The following is a 16,204-nucleotide window of genomic DNA, read 5'->3' on the forward strand; positions in this document are numbered from 1 at the left end:
CGGAGCCCGATCCGGTGCGCGACCGGTGGCGGGCGCCCATGCGCCTGGCGCTGGACGAGGCGGCGCGGGCGGCGGAGGCCGGCGATGTGCCGGTCGGCGCCGTCCTGCTGGCTCCCGACGGCTCGCTGCTCTCGGCGGGCCACAACGAGCGCGAGGCGACGGGCGACCCTACGGCGCACGCGGAGGTGCTCGCCATCCGCCGGGCGGCGCGGGCGCTCGGCGAGTGGCGGCTGACGGGCTGCACGCTCGTCGTGACCTTGGAGCCGTGCACGATGTGCGCGGGGGCGATCGTGCAGTCCCGGGTGGAGCGGGTGGTGTACGGGGCGCTCGACGAGAAGGCGGGAGCCGCCGGTTCGCTCTGGGACGTCGTACGGGACCGGAGGCTGAACCACCGGCCCGAGGTCGTCCAGGGCGTGCTGGAAAGGGAGTGCGCGGACCGGCTGACGGCCTTCTTCAGGGACCGCTGAACCGGGCGCCGCACCGGCGGCCGGGAACCGATTTCGGAGCACGGCCCGGTGTGGGCTAAGCTCTCTCTCGGTAGCGTGTCCGAGTGGCCTAAGGAGCACGCCTCGAAAGCGTGTGATGGTGCAAGCTATCCGTGGGTTCAAATCCCACCGCTACCGCTCAGAACGAGAGCCCCGACTCCCCGAGTCGGGGCTCTCGTGTTGTGCGGTTAGACTCACGCGACTCACGGGACCGGCAGGGGAGGCCGCACGATGGTGCAAACGAAGAAGATCGCTCTCTACGTGGTCGTTGTCTTCGTGCTGTACACAATCATCACTTCCCCCGCCAGGGCGGCCGATCTCGTCCAGGTAGGGTTCGAAGGCGTGTCCAGTGCCGCCCAGGGGGTCGGCGAGTTCATGTCCCAGCTGATCCAGTAGGAGTGCCCCTTGATCCGCCATCTGGTCCTCTTCAAGCTCAACGAGGGTGTCGAGCGGGACGAGCCGCGCGTCCTCGCCGGGGTGAAGGCCTTCGAGGAGCTCGACGGGGTCGTTCCCGAGCTGGAGTTCTGGGAGTGCGCCTGGAACATCACCGACCGGCCCATCGCGTACGACTTCGCCATCAACTCGGCGGTCCAGGACCGCGACGCGCTCCAGCGCTACATCGAGCACCCCGCCCACCAGGCGGCCGCCGGGCAGTGGCGTGAATTCGCCACGTGGGTGATCGCCGACTACCCGTTCTGATCCTTCGCCCCAGCAGGCCCCGCACCGCTCCGGTGCGGGGTTTTCTCATGTTCGGGACCGAACTTGACGTCAACACGGAGTTATGCGGTGCTTGCACACAGTGCACATGTCTTGTGATGCTATGACCGCTTTTGACGGATGAGTTGATCGTGGTTGACCGAGAAAAGGGGTGGCGTGACCGTGCCGGCCAGTACAGCGCCTCAAGCTCCGCCCCAGCACCTCCAGCCGCTCCCTCCCGAGACCGCCCCCGATCCCCCGGCGGGCAGCACCCCGAAGAGCCGCGGCGCGGACACCAGGGCCCTCACGCAGGTGCTGTTCGCGGAGCTCAAGGGGCTGGACCCGGGCACGCCCGAGCACAACCGGGTGCGCGGCGCCCTCATCGAGGCGAACCTGCCGCTGGTGCGGTACGCCGCGGCCCGCTTCCGCAGCCGCAACGAGCCGATGGAGGACGTCGTACAGGTCGGCACGATCGGCCTGATCAACGCGATCGACCGGTTCGACCCGGACCGCGGTGTCCAGTTCCCGACGTTCGCGATGCCGACCGTCGTGGGCGAGATCAAGCGGTACTTCCGCGACAACGTCAGGACGGTCCACGTACCCCGGCGGCTGCACGAGCTGTGGGTGCAGGTCAGCGGGGCCACCGAGGACCTCACGACGGCCCACGGGCGCTCCCCCACGACCGCCGAGATCGCGGAGCGCCTGCGCATCTCCGAGGACGAGGTGCTGGCGTGCATCGAGGCCGGTCGGTCGTACCACGCGACCTCGCTGGAGGCCGCCCAGGAAGGTGACGGGCTGCCCGGACTGCTCGACCGGCTCGGGTACGAGGATCCGGCGCTGGCCGGCGTCGAGCACCGCGACCTCGTGCGGCACCTGCTCGTACAACTGCCCGAGCGCGAACAGCGGATCCTGCTGCTCCGGTACTACAACAACCTGACACAGTCCCAGATCAGCGCCGAGCTGGGCGTCTCACAGATGCACGTGTCGCGCCTCCTGGCGAGGAGCTTCGCCCGTCTCAGATCCGCAAATCGAATCGAGGCGTAACCGGATCGGGTAAGACCCACCGATGGCCGAAAAGCCGCACACCCCCTCTTTCCTGCGCAGATTTGTCGACTTGGCGCTACAGCGTGTTGCCGACATGTGACATTCTGCTGGAACCGCGTTTGCCGCAGCTTCGCCGCCGGTATTCAGGTGGAGGCTGCTTCCTCCGACGGGAGCGCCCCGACGCTACCGTCAGCGACCGCAGGACTGAAAGGGGGCCGGCATGTCCGTAGAAATGGGCAGCTCGAAGGTGCTCACCAAGGAAGTGCCCGCCGTGCTCGACCAGATGACGGCTCCTCAGCCGCCACCGCTGGTCGCGCAGCCGGAAGCCATCGACACCCGCACTCTGTCCCGCTCCCTCTTCCTGCGGCTTGCCGCCCTCGACCAGGACAGCCCCGACCGTGTGTACGTGCGGGACACCCTCATCGAGCTGAACCTCCCTCTGGTGCGGTACGCCGCGGCCCGCTTCCGCAGCCGCAACGAGCCGATGGAGGACATCGTCCAGGTCGGCACGATCGGCCTGATCAAGGCGATCGACCGGTTCGACTGCGAACGGGGCGTGGAGTTCCCGACGTTCGCGATGCCGACGGTCGTCGGCGAGATCAAGCGCTTCTTCCGCGACACCAGTTGGTCGGTACGGGTCCCCCGCCGCCTCCAGGAACTGCGGCTCGCGCTGACGAAGGCGAGCGACGACCTCGCGCAGAAGCTCGACCGGTCGCCGACCGTGCCCGAACTCGCCGCCGTGCTCGGCGTTTCGGAGGACGACGTCGTCGACGGGCTGGCCGTGGGCAACGCCTACACCGCCAGCTCGCTGGACTCGCCCTCCCCGGAGGACGACGGCGGCGAGGGGTCGCTGGCGGACCGGCTCGGCTACGAGGACATGGCGCTGGAAGGCGTCGAGTACCGCGAGTCGCTCAAGCCGCTGCTGGCCAAACTGCCGCCGCGCGAGCGCCAAATCATCATGCTGCGGTTCTTCGCGAACATGACGCAGTCCCAGATCGGCGAAGAGGTCGGCATCTCGCAGATGCACGTCTCGCGCCTGCTCACCCGCACGCTCGCGCAGCTGCGGGAAGGGCTCATCGCCGACTGACCCCCGGCAGTAGGGTTCACGGGGTTTCTAATTGACGGTGCGTCAGAGACACTGACGCGATGCGACGTCATGGTCTGACGCACGGCCGCCGAGGTGCCGCCACGGGCGCCGCGGCGGTTGTGCTGTGTCTGGGCGGGGTCCTGGCCGCGTGCGGCGGCGGGAGCGACGACGGCTATGTGGCGGTCGGCGCGGCGGGCTCGGGCTCCGAACGGGCGCCCGGCCGGGCCGTACCGCCGCAGGGCGAGGTCGAGCTGGTGCCGCTCGACGGGGAGAGCGCGCGCGGCGACGGGGCCGGCCGCGAGGGTCCGCCCGCCGGCCGCCGGGGCGCGGACACCGGTGACGCCGACGACACGGGCGCTCCCGGCGCCGGCGACGGCAGTGGCTCCGCCACGGCGCCGCCCGCCCGGGGCGGCGCACCGGACTCCGGCGGGAACGATGCTCAGGGAACACCCGGCGCGCCCGGCGGAAGCGGCGGCGCGGGTGGCGGTGATCAGGGCAGCGGCGGCGTGGGTGGCGGGGGTACGCCGACGAAGCCGCCGGTGACCGGTGCGCCCGGAACCCCCGGGCCGCCCGGGAACGGCCCCGGGGGCGGCTCGCCCGCGCCACCGCCCGGGGCCGCCGTGCTCAAGGTCGGCGACCCGCTGCTGGCGCCGGGCGACAAGCGGTGGTGCGAGCAGGTGACCGTGCCGCTGCGCAACACCGGCGGTACGGCGGTCCGTTCGGGCACCGTGACCTTCGCGACGCACATCATCGGCGCGCTCGGTGTCGACTGGGGCACCAGGACCTCGTCCCAGCCGCTGCCCGGGCCGATCGCCGCGGGCGCGGCCGTGACGAAGACGTACACCGTGTGCGTGGACGCCTGGCGGGTGCCGCTGGGCATGCGGGTCGAGACCCAGGACGTCACCGCCGACTGGACGTGACCGGCAGGGCCGGTGATCAGCCCAGGGCGAGCCAGGCGACCGCCGCGAGGATCACGAGGACGGCTACCACGCCGACGATCAGGCCCGTCTTGGGGCCGCCCGACGTGGCGGCCGCGGCCGGCTGCTGCCGCTGCGGTTCGCCCTCGTCCACGAAGGCGCGGAACATCTGGGTGCTGCCCGCCGGGTCGTGCTGACCTTCGGGGCCCTGGGGAGCGTGGGGGTTGTGTGCCATGGGCCACGACCCTAGCGAAGAGGACCCCCTCCGCACACCCCCGGACCCCCGACGGGAGTGATCTGCGGCTTTGCCGGGCGCGCGAACGTCTTTGACCCGCCCCGCACGGAGCCTTTTGGGTTCCTTTACCCCGGCTGGCCCGAATTAGCTTGCCTGAAGCAACCAACTACTTCTATGGTTGCCCTAAGCAACAAGATGTTCGGAGGTGCCCGTGGCCGCGCAGAGTCGGTTCGAGGAACTGGCCCGGCAGCTCAGTGCCATCGGCGCCGTCAAGCGCGATCTGGCCCGCGTACTTCCCGCGCACTGCCCCGCCGGATCGGCCGCCGTGCTCACCGTGCTCGACCGGCACGGCGAGATGCGGATGAGCCGGCTCGCGGAGCTCCTCGCGGTCGACATGTCCGTGACCAGCCGGCACGTGGCACACGTGGCCGAGCGCGGCTGGATCGACCGGGCCCCCGACCCGTGCGACAAGCGCTCCCGCATCCTGCGGCTCAACCCGGCGGGCCGGGCGCTCCTGGAGGAGCTCTCCGAGCGGTACACCCAGACGCTCGCCGGCGCCCTCGACGACTGGTCCGACGAAGAGGTCGGACAGCTCAACTCCATGCTGGCCCGCCTGCGCAGCAGCTTCGGTGACTGCCGGGCCCGGGCCCCCCACCACTTCGAGCACCACGCAGAAGTGCCCGTTCCACCCGCGACACCCGCGTAAAGCAAAGGAAATCAATGGCTACGACCACACCGGCCGGTGTGCGGGGCGGCCACGCCAAGCAGGGGTCCCACCACCACTCCTCCGACGGCGCGCCGATGACCCACCGGCAGATCATGGAGGCCCTCACCGGTCTTCTGCTCGGCATGTTCGTCGCGATGCTGTCGTCGACGATCGTGTCCAACGCCCTCCCCGAGATCATCAGGGACCTCGACGGCACCCAGAGCGCGTACACCTGGGTCGTCACCGCCGCCCTGCTGTCCATGACCGTGACCACCCCCCTGTGGGGCAAGCTGGCAGACCTCTTCAGCAAGAAGCTGCTGGTCCAGATAGCCCTGGTCATCTTCGTCATCGGCTCGGCGCTCGCCGGCATCTCGCAGAACACCGGCACGCTCATCGCCTTCCGCGTGCTCCAGGGCATCGGCACCGGCGGCCTCGTCGCGCTCTCGCAGATCGTGATCGCCGCGATGATCCCGCCGCGTGAGCGCGGCCGGTACGCCGGGTACATCGGCGCGACCTTCGCGGTCGCCACGGTCGGCGGTCCGCTGCTCGGCGGTGTCATCACCGACACCGACTGGCTGGGCTGGCGCTGGTGCTTCTACGTCGGCGTGCCGTTCGCGGCCATCGCCCTCGTACTGCTGCAGAAGACCCTCAAGCTCCCGGTCGTCCGCCGCAAGGTGAAGATCGACTGGCTCGGCGCGTTCTTCCTGGCCGCCTCGGTCTCCCTGCTCATGATCTGGGTGACGCTGGCGGGCGACAACTACGACTGGATCTCGTGGCAGACGTACGCCATGGTCGGCGGATCGATCGTGCTCGGCCTGATCTTCATCGTGGTCGAGACGAAGGCCGCGGAGCCCCAAATCCCGCTGCGCTTCTTCCGTAACCGCACGATCGCGCTCACGTCCTTCGCGAGCCTCTTCGTCGGTGTCGCGATGTTCGGCTCGACCGTCTTCCTGAGCCAGTACTTCCAGCTCGCCCGGGACAAGTCGCCGACGATGTCCGGCGTCATGACGATCCCGATGATCGCGGGCCTGTTCGTCTCGTCCACGGTCTCCGGCCAGATCATCACCAGGACCGGCCGCTGGAAGGGCTTCCTGGTCGGCGGCGGCGTCGGCCTGGTCGCGGGCCTCGGCCTGCTCGGCACGATCACGTACGACACCGCGTACTGGCAGGTCGCCGTCTACATGGCGGTCCTCGGCCTCGGCCTCGGCATGATGATGCAGAACCTGGTCCTGGCCTCCCAGAACCAGGTGAAGCCCGCCGAGCTCGGCGCGGCCAGCTCGCTGGTCACCTTCACCCGCTCGCTCGGTGGCGCGATCGGCGTCTCCGCGCTCGGCGCGGTGCTCTCCAGCCGCATCACGCACTACGTCGAGGACGGCCTGGCCGCCCTCCACATCAAGCCGGGCGGCGCGGCGGCCGGCGGGAACACCATCCCGGACATGGACGCGCTGCCCAGCTTGATGCGGACCGTGATGGAGAGCGCGTACGGAGACGGCGTCGCGGACCTCTTCCTGTACGCCGCGCCCATCGCGCTCGTCGGTCTGGTCCTGGTGCTGTTCGTGAAGGAGGTCGCCCTGAAGTCGTCCAACGACGACGCGGTGGAGCCGGCGGCCGAGTCGGTGGCGGAGCCCACCGCCACCGCCACCGAGCCCGTCGCGGCCCCCCTCGCCACCGGCAGGACCCTGCACGGCACGGTCCGTACCGCCGAGGGAACGACCGTCCCGCACGCCGCGGTCACGCTCATCTCGCTCGCCGGACGGCAGCTCGGCCGCGCGGTCGCCCAGGAGGGCCGCTACGCGCTGGACGCCCCGGCGGCCGGTTCGTACGTCCTGATCGCCGCCGCCGACGGATTCCAGCCGCAGGCGTCCACGGTGGTCGTGGGCGACGAGCCCGTCGCCCACGACATCCTGCTGTCCGGTACGAGCGGACTCACCGGCTCCGTGCGCGCCGCCGACGGCGGCCAGCCGGTCGAGGACGCGATGGTCGTCGTGACCGACGTGCGCGGCGATGTGCTGGCCACCGGCAAGTCCTCCGAGCGGGGCGAGTTCGTCTTCGGCGAGCTGATCCCGGGCACGGTGACCGTCGCGGTGAACGCGGCCGGCTTCCGGCCGACGGCGCTGCCGGTCGAGATCGGCGGCCAGGGCGTCACCCGGATCGAGGTAGCGCTCCAGTCCGGGGCGCTGGTCCATGGCACGGTACGCGGCGGCGCCGACCGGCGGCCGCTGCCCGACGCCCGGGTGACGCTGATGGACGCGGCCGGGAACGTGGTCGCCACCTCGACCACCGGGGACGACGGGGCGTACGCCTTCGCCGACCTCGACTCGGGCGAGTACACGGTCGTCGCGACCGGCTACCCGCCGGTGGCCGGAGCGCTCACCGTCACGGGCCGCGGCGTCGACGGCCACGACATCGAGCTCGCCCACCCGGGCGAGTAACCAAGAGCCCCCGGCCGCCCGCGGCGCGTCCCCAGCGGAGGCGCGCCACGGACAGTGCGGCCGGTGCGGAAACGGGCCCCGGCGGGGGCCGACAGGCAGGGGACGGCCTGTCGGTCCCGGCCGGGGCCCTCGTCATTCGTTCAAGGAGAGAAAACGGGATGGGACTTCGCGCACAGGTACGGACGCGGGACGGCTGGGCCGTGCGGCACGCGGTGGTGACCGTGACCGACATGAGCGGCACGCAGGTGGTCCGGGCGGCGGCCGACGAGGACGGGACGGTGCGGACCGACGCCCTCTTGCCCGCCGGTCCGTGCACGGTCATCGTGACGGCGGCCGGTTACGCGCCCGTCGCGTCCACGGCCTTCGTGACGGCGAGCGGACGGGCGGAGGCCGGAACGGTCGTACTGGCCCGCCAGGGCGGCGTGGAGCTGCCGCCGCCCGGCGTCTGGACCCTGGACCCCGCGCACTCCTCGGTGGCGGCGGTCGCCCAGCACCTGGGACTCTCCAGCGTGCACGGCCGGTTCCTGGAGTTCGGCGGGCGCGTCGAGATCGCCGAGGACCTCGGGAAGTCGCGCGTGGAGGCGGTGATCGGCGCGGCGAGCATCGACACCGGCAACGGCATGCGGGACGGGCACCTCAAGTCGCCGGACTTCCTCGACGTCGAGCGCTACCCGGAGATCATGTACAGCAGTACGGGCCTGACCCCGGCGGGGCCCGACCGGTGGACGGTCCACGGCGAGCTGTCGCTGCACGGCGTCGCCCGCCCGGTCGACCTGGACCTCAGCTATCTGGGGACGGGGCCGGACCCGTGGGGCGGCGTGCGGGCGGCGTTCCGGGCGACGGCGCAGCTGCGCCGGGAGGACTTCGCCATGAACTACAACCAGGTCGTCCAGGCGGGCATCTCCGCGATCGGCGCGACGCTGCGGGTGGAGCTCGACGTACAGGCGGTGCAGGGGGAGCGACTGCCGCAGGCCGGCTGAGGCCCGGCCCCCGGGGGCTCAGACGGGCGCGGTCCGGTCCGCGGGGGGCTCCTGCTGACCCCGCTTGACGAAGCTCCCGGGCGGGGGCGGGCCGCCGCCCGTGTCGGACACCAGTTCGTGGCAGAGGTCGCGGAGCTTGACGTTGCGGGCCTGGGAGGCGCGGCGCAGTACGGCCATGGCCTCGTCCGGGGTGCAGCGCCTGCGGGCGACGACGATGCCGATCGCCTGGTCGATGACCGAGCGGGAGAGCATCGCGGTCCGCAGGTCGTTCACCGCCTCCGCCTCCTGCTCGATGCGCTCGGCGACCGCGACCGCTCCCGCGGCCTGGGCGGAGAGGCGCCGTGCGGTCTCCAGGTGGTTCACGAAGGCGTCGGGCTTGGCGGAGTAGAGGTTGAGGGCGCCCAGGGAATGGGAGTTCAGCGCCAGGGGCGTGGCCAGGACGGACCGGGCGCCGCGCTTGGCGGCCGCGGCCGGGTAGGGGGCCCAGCGGCGCTCCAGGAGCATGTCGGGGACGTAGTTCTCCTCGCCGTTCTCCATGCTGCACACGCAGGGGCCGGCCTCGGCCTCGTACTGGAGGAGGTCGAGCTCCAGCGCGCCGCCGCTGTCGGCGGCGGCGGTGACCAGGTGGCCGTTGCGGCGCATGGTGATGCTGCACGCGTCCGCGCCCTCCATGGCCCGTACGGCACGCTCCGTGACGTCCTGGAGGAACGCGTGCAGGCCCCGCCACTCGGTGACGGCGTCCTGGATCGACGCCAGGTCGAACCCGTCGGCCGGCCGTCTGCCGATGCCTTCCGCGTCCCTCGTCGTGTCCGTCATACCCCCCATGTTCCCGCACACGCTCCGGTAACGCGGGGTGCTATTCGGTGGCCCGTACTTCGACGATGCGTGACGCGATGTCGCGGAGCTTCACATTGCCCTTCTGGGACGCGCGCACCAGCCGGTCGAAGGCCTGCGCCGCGTCGATGTTCATGCGCCCCATGAGGATGCCGGTGGCCTGCCCGATGACGTCCCGGGTGTGCATGGCCTCGGCGAGCTGTTCCTGCACTTCGACGGACTCCAGGGCGATGCCCAGGTGCGCCGAGAAGACCCTGCCGGTGCGCACCGACGCGTCGTCGAAGGCCCCCGGCTCACGGGAGTAGAGCGTCAGTACGCTGAATCTTCGCTGGTGGCCGCGGAGCCGCAGGAACAGGGCCGAGCGCAGTCCGCTCCCGGCCAGCACCGGCCCGTGGCCGTCACAGGCGGTGATGTCCTCGACACGGACGACGGGGCTGGTCCAGATCTCCGGCCGGCGCACGGCGCAGCCCGCTCCGCACGACGTCACGGCGTCGGCGGTCCGCACGACCTCGTCGGTCCAGGCGACGGTACGGGCGCGTCCCGCGCGTTCGACCAGGGAGATGCCCGCCTGATCGGCGTCCGGCACGATGTCCGTGGCCAGCCGCACCGCGAGCCTCGCCGTCTCCACGCGCCCCTCGGCTTCGTGCAGGGCGGTCGCGGCGGCGGCCAACGATTCCGCCAGGGAGGCAGAAGATCCCAAATGGGCAGAATCGTATGAAATTTCAGGAATGTCGGACGCAGTCACCACGAACCTCTTCGGCGAGCATGGCTGAGGGTGCGGCCATGCGCAGGAGAGCTCCGCAGCACATTCCCGACTGCGAGCAAAGGACGGACAGACTCTATCCGCTTCTGTCCTGCGACGAAGCAAGCGTGGCCATGCCCCGACGGCTCAGCGGGACGCCATCGCCTCGATGCCCGCGACCAACGTCTCCAGGGCGAAATCGAAGTCCCGCTCGCGCATCTCCTCGACCGTCTCCCCGGCCCGCGCGTCGAGCAGGTCCTGCGCGTTCTCGAACGACTTCCGCAGGCTCGGCGCGGCGCTGATCCCGCCCATCGCCTCGGCGAGGTACTCGTCCTGGCTCATGCCCGCCGAGGCGCACCGCTGCACGAAGTGGCCCTCGACCGTGCCGAAGCCGTACACGAACTGGAAGACCGCGGCGACGGCGCCCATCTGGCCGTGCGGCGGCAGCCCCGTCGCGCGCACCACGTCCTGCACGGCCAGGGAGAACGCCATCGAGTGCGGCCCGATGTTCAGGAACGTCCCGATCAGCGGCGACACCCACACATGGCGCACCAGCAACTCGCGGTAGCTGGTGGCCAGTCCGCGCAGCCGGACGCGCCAGTCGTCCGTCGCCGCGGGCGGCGTGATCTCGCTGAAGACCGAGTCGAGGGACAGTTCCAGCAGGTCGTCCTTGGTGTCGACGTACCAGTAGACGGACATCGGGGTGACGTTCAGCTCGGCGGCGAGCCGGCGCATGGAGAACTTCGCGAGCCCCTCCGCGTCGAGCAGCCGCACGGACACCGCCGTGATCCGGTCCCGGTCGAGACCGGCCGGCTGGTCGGACCTGCGGGTGCGCGAGGTCTTCTCCTCCAGCCAGACGCTGTTGCGCGCCGGATTCTTGACGCGGTCGGCCGCGGACACCATGACGCACACTCCTCGTTCTCCCGGCGGGCGGCAGACCGGAATGCTCCGCTCCGCTCCCCCGCTCCCGATGCTATGCCGCTGCTGCGGATGAGTCTGCCCGCTCCGCCCGCCGCAGCAGCACCGCGGCGAGAAGTCCGCCGGCGAGGACCGCGACCGCGCCGACCAGTTGGCTGGTCTCGACCCCGGAGGCGAAGGCGTCCGCGATACGGGCCCGCTCCCCCGCGTCGTCCGCCGCCGCCAGCGCCGCGGGCAGCGAGGCCGCGGCGACCGCGCCCGGCACGAGCGCGGCGAAGCGGGAGTTCAGCACCGCGCCGAGGACGGCGACGCCGAGGCCGTTGCCGAACTCCGCCAGCGTGCCGTTGACGCCGGCGCCCACGCCCGCCTTCTCCGGCGGGATCGCGCTCATGATGGCGTTGGCCATGGCCGGCATGGCGAGCGAGATGCCCGCGCCCATCACGATCAGGCCCGCCAGCATCCCGCCGTAACCGGAGCCGCCGAGGAGGGCGATCGCGGCGAGGCCCGCCGACAGCAGCGTCATGCCGCAGGCGATGGTGCCGGGCGTACCCAGCCTCGGCAGCAGGCGCGCGCCGATACCGGTGAGGTTGAGCGCCACGACGGTCAGGGCGAGGGGGGCCGTGCGCAGCCCGGCCTCCAGGGGCCCGTACCCCAGCACGAACTGGAGGTGCTGCGTCAGGAGGAACAGCGAGCCGCCCATCCCGAACGCGACGAGGATCGCACCCGCGACCGCTCCGACGAAGCGCTGGTCGCGGAAGAAGTGCAGGTCCAGCATCGGGTACGGGACGCGCAGCTCCCAGAAGGCGAACGCGCCGAGCACGACGACGCCGGCCGTCGCGGAGGCGAGCACCTGGGCCGAGGTCCAGCCGTGCTCGGGGCCGGAGATGATCGCGTACACGACGGCGGTCATGCCGAGGGTGGACAGCACCGCGCCGAGCAGGTCGGGACGGTCGCCCTGCCGGCTCTTGGACTCCGGCACGAGCGAGACGACGGCGACCAGGCCGAGGACCGCGACCGGGATGTTGACCAGGAAGATCGCGCCCCACCAGAAGTGGTCGAGCATGACGCCGCCGATCAGCGGGCCGACCGCGAAGCCGAGCGAGTTGACCGTCGACCACAGGCCGATGGCCTTCACGCGCTCGGTGTCGTCGAAGATCTGCACGACGACGGCCAGGGTCGTGGTGATCAGCAGCGCGCCGCCGACGCCCATGCCCGCGCGGGCGGCGATCAACTGGGCGCTGGACTGGGCGATTCCCGCGACGAGCGAACCGATGCCGAAGAGCGCGAGGCCGGCTATCAGCATCTTCTTGCGGCCGTAGCGGTCGGCGGCGCTGCCGGCGGTGAGCAGCAGACCCGACTGGACCAGCGAGTACGCGTTGATCATCCACTGGATGTCGGCGGTGGACGCGTCCAGTTCCTCGGTCAGCGACGGGATCGCGACGTTGAGGACGGTGTTGTCGAGCAGCACGGTGAGCTGGGCGAGACAGATGACGCCGAGGATCAGCCAGCGCTGCGGATGGCCGTGCGCGGTGGGGCGGTGCTCGGCGGTCGTCGCCGTCATGCGGGCTCTCCTTGTACGGGTACGGGGGTGGACCAAGGGGTGGGGGGTCGTTCCCGTACACCGTACAAGAGAGTCCTGTACGCCGTACAACTACTTTCGGTCGGTCAGGTCGTAGAGGGTCGTCCCGTCGACCGTGACCTTGGTGAAGTGGGCCTCGACCCAGGTGGCGATCTCCGCGTTGCCGCCGCCGGGACCGCCCTGCCCGCCGCCGGGACCGCCCTGCCCGCCGCCGTCGCCGCTCGCGACGAACCAGTGGATCGCGCCCTTCGCCACGTACGCCTTGAACGCGGCCGGGGTCGGCGAGGGGTCACTGCCGTTGAACCCGCCGATCGCCATCACCGGCTTTCCGGTGGCGAGTTGGTAGCTCGCCGCGTTCTGCGAGCCGATCGCCGCGGCGGCCCAGGTGTAGTCCTCGGCGTCGGCGGAGATCCTGGCCTCGGCCGCGGATCCGACACTCCGGCCGCCGAGGAGCCCGCCCATACCGCCCGCGCCGCCCCGCCCGCCCTCGCGCACCGCCGCACCGGGAGCGCCGCCGGGCGCCGTCGCGGCCGGGGGAGCGCCCTGAGGCCCAGCGGGCCGGCCCCCGGTCCGCCCCGCGCCGGCGGGGGGCTGTCCGACGCCCCCCGCCAGGCGCTCGCCCGTACCGTCGCCGTCCGGGCCGCCCGGCCGGCCACCGCCGCCGGGCCCGCCCCGTGCCGAGGCCGGTCCCGCCGTGACGATGGACCCGGTGTGAACGCTGCCGACCGTGGAGGCGGCGTACGCGCTCGGCCCCGCCAGCGCCGCCACGAGCCCGAGGCCGGCGGCCCCGAGGGCGAGCCGCCGGTCGACGCGCCCGGCGAGCACCAGCCCGAGCGCGGCCACCAGGCCGCACACGAGCACGGCCCAGCGCAGCCACGGCAGGTAGTCGGGGGTGCGCCCCAGCAGGACGTACGCCCACCCGGACGTCACCGCGGCCGCCCCGGCCAGCGTCCCCGCCGCCAGGAGCGACCGGCGCTCCTCCCACAGCACGGTCGTGCCCATGCCGATCAGGGCGGCGATGTACGGGGCGAGGGCCACCGTGTAGTACTCGTGGAAGATCCCCGCCATGAAGCTGAAGACGGCCGCGGTCATCAGCAGCGAGCCGCCCCACGCGACGAAGGCGGCGCGCGCGGTGTCGGCCCGCCCGGCCCGCCAGGTGACGACCAGGCCGGCGACGAGCAGGATCAGGGCGGCGGGCAGCAGCCACGAGATCTGGCCGCCGACGCTCGTGCTGAACATCCGCCCGATGCCGCTCTCGCCCCAGCCGCCGCCGACGCTTCCGGCCTCCTCGCCGTTGATGCGGCCGAGGCCGTTGTAGCCGAAGGTCAGCTCAAGGAAGCTGTTGGTCTGCGAGCCTCCGACGTAGGGGCGCGACGCGGCCGGCCACAGCTCGACGACGGCGACCCACCAGCCGCCCGCGACCACGGCGGCGAGCCCGGCGAGGGCGAGCTGGCCCAGGCGGCGGCGTACGGACGCCGGGGCGCACACGGCGTACAGCACGGCGAGCGGCGGCAGGATCAGGAACGCCTGCAGGGTCTTCGTCAGGAACGCGAAGCCGACCGCGACCCCCGCCCACACCAGCCACTTCGTCCGCGCGCCTTCGAGGGCGCGGAGCACGCAGTACACGGTGACGGTCATCAGCAGCGCGAGCAGCGCGTCCGGGTTGTTGAACCGGAACATCAGGGCGGCCACCGGCGTCAGCGCGAGCACCGCGCCCGCGATCAGGCCGGCGGCGGGGGAGAAGCGGCGGCGTACGGCGGCGTACAGCACCGCGACCGTGCCCACGCCCATCAGCACCTCGGGGACGAGGATCTGCCACGAGCCGAGACCGAAGAGGCGTACGGACAGGGCCATCGGCCACAGGGCCGCCGGGGGCTTGTCGACGGTGATCGAGTTCGCGGCGTCCGAGGAGCCGAAGAAGAACGCCTTCCAGCTCTCACCGCCGGCCTGGACGGCGGCGGAGTAGAAGGAGTTGGCGTAGCCGGACGAGCTGAGGTTCCACAGATAGAACAGCGCGGTGGCGAGCAGCAGCCCGGCGAGGGCGGGCCGCGCCCAGCGGGGGTCACCGGCGCGGGGGGCGCCGCTCGGGGGCGCGGTCACGGGGGCGGTCATCGGACGGCCTTCCTCGGGTCGCGTGCGGGCAGGTCGGAGCGCCGGTCCGGGAAGACCCAGAGGCGGAAGAGCAGGAAGCGCAGGACGGTCGCGGCGAGGTTCGCGGCGACGAGCACGGCCAGTTCGGTGCCGTGCGACGGCGAACCGGACGGCGAGGCCCCGACGGCCGCGTCGAGGGCGGCGAGCGAACCGCTGGTGAGGGCGAGCCCGATGGCGAAGACGACGAGGCCCTGGGCCTGGTGCCGTGCGGCGCGCTCCCGGCCCCGCACCCGGAACGTGAACCTCCGGTTGGCCGCCGTATTGGCCACGGCCGAGACCAGCAGGGCCAGCGCGTTGGCCGCCTGCGGGCCCACGCCCGCCCGGAAGACGGAGTACAGCGCCAGGTAGGCGAGCGTGCTCAGCGCGCCCACGGCGCAGAACCCGACGAGCTGGCGCGCCAGGCCGCCGGGCACGCCGCCGATCGCGCGGTCGCGCGGGTCGTCGCCGAAGGGCCGCGCGAGGCGGTCCAGCGGCAGCGCGCCCACGGCGAGCGCCCGCCCGACCCGCCAGACGCCCTTGAGGTCGTCGACGGCCGTACGCACGACACGCACCGTGCTGTCGGGATCGTCGACCCAGTCCACCGGGACCTCGTGGATGCGCAGGCCGGCGCGTTCCGCCAGCACCAGCATCTCGGTGTCGAAGAACCAGCCGGTGTCCTCGACCATCGGCAGCAGCCGCTCGGCCACGTCGGCGCGTATCGCCTTGAACCCGCACTGCGCGTCGGAGAAGCGCGCGGCGAGCGAGGAACGCAGGATCAGGTTGTACGTACGCGAGACGAACTCGCGCTTCGGACCGCGCACGACCCGCGAACCACCCGCCAGGCGGGAGCCGATGGCGAGATCGGAGTGGCCGGAGATCAGCGGCGCGACCAGGGGCAGCAGTGCCTTGAGGTCGGTGGACAGGTCGACGTCCATGTACGCGAGGACGGGCGCGTCGGAACGCTCCCAGACGGCCCGCAGGGCCCGCCCGCGCCCCTTCTGCTCCAGGCGTACGGAGGTCACCTCGGGCACCACGCGCCCGAGCCGGTCGGCGATGTCGGGCGTGCGGTCGGTGCTCGCGTTGTCGGCGACGGTGATCCGGAACGTGTACGGGAAGGTGCGGGCCAGGTGCTCGCGGAGCCGGAGCACGCACGCTTCGAGATCCCGCTCCTCGTTGAACACGGGGACGACGACATCGAGGACCGGGGCACCCGACTCCCCGAGAGGCTCCCGAGCCGGCAAGGTGCCCGCTGAAGTGTGGATTCGCATGCTCCCGAGACTCACGACCGGCCCTGTCAGCGGGATGTGACGCCCCTGTCCCCCACCTGTGAGTCCACCGACCCGAAAGCCCCCGGTCCGCACCCTTGAGTTCTAGTGGTCGTCGCAACACCCCAGTTCAGGGGATGCGATGGACTTCAAG

Annotated in this window: 16 protein-coding genes and 1 tRNA gene; 10 read left to right on the plus strand and 7 right to left on the minus strand. The window is 71.9% G+C overall.

Features of this window, described 5'->3' with window-relative positions; all coding sequences use genetic code 11:
* The first annotated feature begins 38 nt into the window (after positions 1-38).
* From tadA to IE185_RS27555, 7 genes are all read left to right on the plus strand, one after another.
* Complete coding sequence (gene tadA / locus IE185_RS27525) at positions 39-467, plus strand: tRNA adenosine(34) deaminase TadA (protein ID WP_138895409.1); 429 nt, start codon at positions 39-41, stop codon at positions 465-467.
* A gap of 69 nt (positions 468-536) precedes the next feature.
* Positions 537-623 (plus strand) — tRNA-Ser (locus IE185_RS27530).
* A 93-nt stretch (positions 624-716) separates the two neighbouring features.
* On the plus strand, positions 717-881 hold the full coding sequence (locus IE185_RS27535; protein WP_167518426.1) for a hypothetical protein: 165 nt from the start codon (positions 717-719) through the stop codon (positions 879-881).
* A 9-nt stretch (positions 882-890) separates the two neighbouring features.
* Entirely contained in the window at positions 891-1,184 is a 294-nt protein-coding gene (locus IE185_RS27540; protein ID WP_138895402.1) for a Dabb family protein, read from the plus strand.
* 180 nt (positions 1,185-1,364) lie between these two features.
* Positions 1,365-2,225: an RNA polymerase sigma factor SigF gene (locus IE185_RS27545; RefSeq protein ID WP_138895401.1), complete on the plus strand. Its 861-nt coding sequence runs from the start codon at positions 1,365-1,367 to the stop codon at positions 2,223-2,225.
* Between the two features lie 220 nt (positions 2,226-2,445).
* On the plus strand, positions 2,446-3,312 hold the full coding sequence (locus IE185_RS27550) for an RNA polymerase sigma factor SigF (RefSeq protein WP_138895400.1): 867 nt from the start codon (positions 2,446-2,448) through the stop codon (positions 3,310-3,312).
* A gap of 59 nt (positions 3,313-3,371) precedes the next feature.
* On the plus strand, positions 3,372-4,232 hold the full coding sequence (locus IE185_RS27555; RefSeq protein ID WP_138895399.1) for a hypothetical protein: 861 nt from the start codon (positions 3,372-3,374) through the stop codon (positions 4,230-4,232).
* Positions 4,233-4,248: 16 nt separating this feature from the next.
* Here the strand turns inward: IE185_RS27555 and IE185_RS27560 are convergent, their stop codons facing one another.
* Positions 4,249-4,464, minus strand: a complete 216-nt coding sequence (locus IE185_RS27560; protein ID WP_138895398.1) for a hypothetical protein — start codon at positions 4,462-4,464, stop codon at positions 4,249-4,251.
* A 211-nt stretch (positions 4,465-4,675) separates the two neighbouring features.
* Here IE185_RS27560 and IE185_RS27565 point away from each other — a divergent pair, with 211 nt between their 5' ends.
* From IE185_RS27565 to IE185_RS27575, 3 genes are all read left to right on the plus strand, one after another.
* Positions 4,676-5,170: a MarR family winged helix-turn-helix transcriptional regulator gene (locus IE185_RS27565; protein WP_138895397.1), complete on the plus strand. Its 495-nt coding sequence runs from the start codon at positions 4,676-4,678 to the stop codon at positions 5,168-5,170.
* A gap of 95 nt (positions 5,171-5,265) precedes the next feature.
* Positions 5,266-7,602, plus strand: coding sequence for a DHA2 family efflux MFS transporter permease subunit (locus IE185_RS27570; protein WP_500809314.1), 2,337 nt, complete (start codon positions 5,266-5,268; stop codon positions 7,600-7,602).
* A gap of 158 nt (positions 7,603-7,760) precedes the next feature.
* Positions 7,761-8,582, plus strand: a complete 822-nt coding sequence (locus IE185_RS27575) for a YceI family protein (RefSeq protein WP_138895395.1) — start codon at positions 7,761-7,763, stop codon at positions 8,580-8,582.
* Between the two features lie 18 nt (positions 8,583-8,600).
* Here the strand turns inward: IE185_RS27575 and IE185_RS27580 are convergent, their stop codons facing one another.
* From IE185_RS27580 to IE185_RS27605, 6 genes are all read right to left on the minus strand, one after another.
* Positions 8,601-9,398 (minus strand): GAF and ANTAR domain-containing protein, encoded by a 798-nt coding sequence (locus IE185_RS27580; protein ID WP_138895394.1) that lies wholly within the window; start codon positions 9,396-9,398, stop codon positions 8,601-8,603.
* 40 nt (positions 9,399-9,438) lie between these two features.
* Positions 9,439-10,116 (minus strand): GAF and ANTAR domain-containing protein, encoded by a 678-nt coding sequence (locus IE185_RS27585; protein ID WP_167519029.1) that lies wholly within the window; start codon positions 10,114-10,116, stop codon positions 9,439-9,441.
* 189 nt (positions 10,117-10,305) lie between these two features.
* Positions 10,306-11,061: a TetR/AcrR family transcriptional regulator gene (locus IE185_RS27590; RefSeq protein WP_138895393.1), complete on the minus strand. Its 756-nt coding sequence runs from the start codon at positions 11,059-11,061 to the stop codon at positions 10,306-10,308.
* Positions 11,062-11,131: 70 nt separating this feature from the next.
* A complete protein-coding gene (locus tag IE185_RS27595; RefSeq protein ID WP_138895392.1) occupies positions 11,132-12,637 on the minus strand; it encodes an MFS transporter in 1,506 nt (501 codons plus the stop codon).
* Between the two features lie 90 nt (positions 12,638-12,727).
* Entirely contained in the window at positions 12,728-14,767 is a 2,040-nt protein-coding gene (locus tag IE185_RS27600) for an ArnT family glycosyltransferase (protein ID WP_189716213.1), read from the minus strand.
* Positions 14,764-16,053: a bifunctional glycosyltransferase family 2/GtrA family protein gene (locus IE185_RS27605; RefSeq protein ID WP_189716215.1), complete on the minus strand. Its 1,290-nt coding sequence runs from the start codon at positions 16,051-16,053 to the stop codon at positions 14,764-14,766. The genes IE185_RS27600 and IE185_RS27605 overlap by 4 nt, the downstream gene beginning before the upstream one ends.
* Between the last annotated feature and the right edge of the window lie 151 nt (positions 16,054-16,204).

This window comes from Streptomyces chryseus (genome assembly GCF_014650755.1).
Taxonomy (GTDB): Bacteria; Actinomycetota; Actinomycetes; order Streptomycetales; family Streptomycetaceae; genus Streptomyces; species Streptomyces chryseus.

What these genes read in the sequence shown, in the direction of transcription:
- IE185_RS27535 (WP_167518426.1), top strand. Translation starts at nt 717, where the DNA reads ATGGTGCAAACGAAGAAGATCGCTCTCTACGTGGTCGTTGTCTTCGTG.
- IE185_RS27605 (WP_189716215.1), bottom strand. Translation starts at nt 16,053, where the DNA reads ATGCGAATCCACACTTCAGCGGGCACCTTGCCGGCTCGGGAGCCTCTC.
- IE185_RS27595 (WP_138895392.1), bottom strand. Translation starts at nt 12,637, where the DNA reads ATGACGGCGACGACCGCCGAGCACCGCCCCACCGCGCACGGCCATCCG.
- tadA (WP_138895409.1), top strand. Translation starts at nt 39, where the DNA reads ATGCGCCTGGCGCTGGACGAGGCGGCGCGGGCGGCGGAGGCCGGCGAT.
- IE185_RS27575 (WP_138895395.1), top strand. Translation starts at nt 7,761, where the DNA reads ATGGGACTTCGCGCACAGGTACGGACGCGGGACGGCTGGGCCGTGCGG.
- IE185_RS27580 (WP_138895394.1), bottom strand. Translation starts at nt 9,398, where the DNA reads ATGACGGACACGACGAGGGACGCGGAAGGCATCGGCAGACGGCCGGCC.
- IE185_RS27590 (WP_138895393.1), bottom strand. Translation starts at nt 11,061, where the DNA reads ATGGTGTCCGCGGCCGACCGCGTCAAGAATCCGGCGCGCAACAGCGTC.
- IE185_RS27570 (WP_500809314.1), top strand. Translation starts at nt 5,266, where the DNA reads ATGACCCACCGGCAGATCATGGAGGCCCTCACCGGTCTTCTGCTCGGC.
- IE185_RS27550 (WP_138895400.1), top strand. Translation starts at nt 2,446, where the DNA reads ATGTCCGTAGAAATGGGCAGCTCGAAGGTGCTCACCAAGGAAGTGCCC.
- IE185_RS27560 (WP_138895398.1), bottom strand. Translation starts at nt 4,464, where the DNA reads ATGGCACACAACCCCCACGCTCCCCAGGGCCCCGAAGGTCAGCACGAC.
- IE185_RS27600 (WP_189716213.1), bottom strand. Translation starts at nt 14,767, where the DNA reads ATGACCGCCCCCGTGACCGCGCCCCCGAGCGGCGCCCCCCGCGCCGGT.
- IE185_RS27555 (WP_138895399.1), top strand. Translation starts at nt 3,372, where the DNA reads ATGCGACGTCATGGTCTGACGCACGGCCGCCGAGGTGCCGCCACGGGC.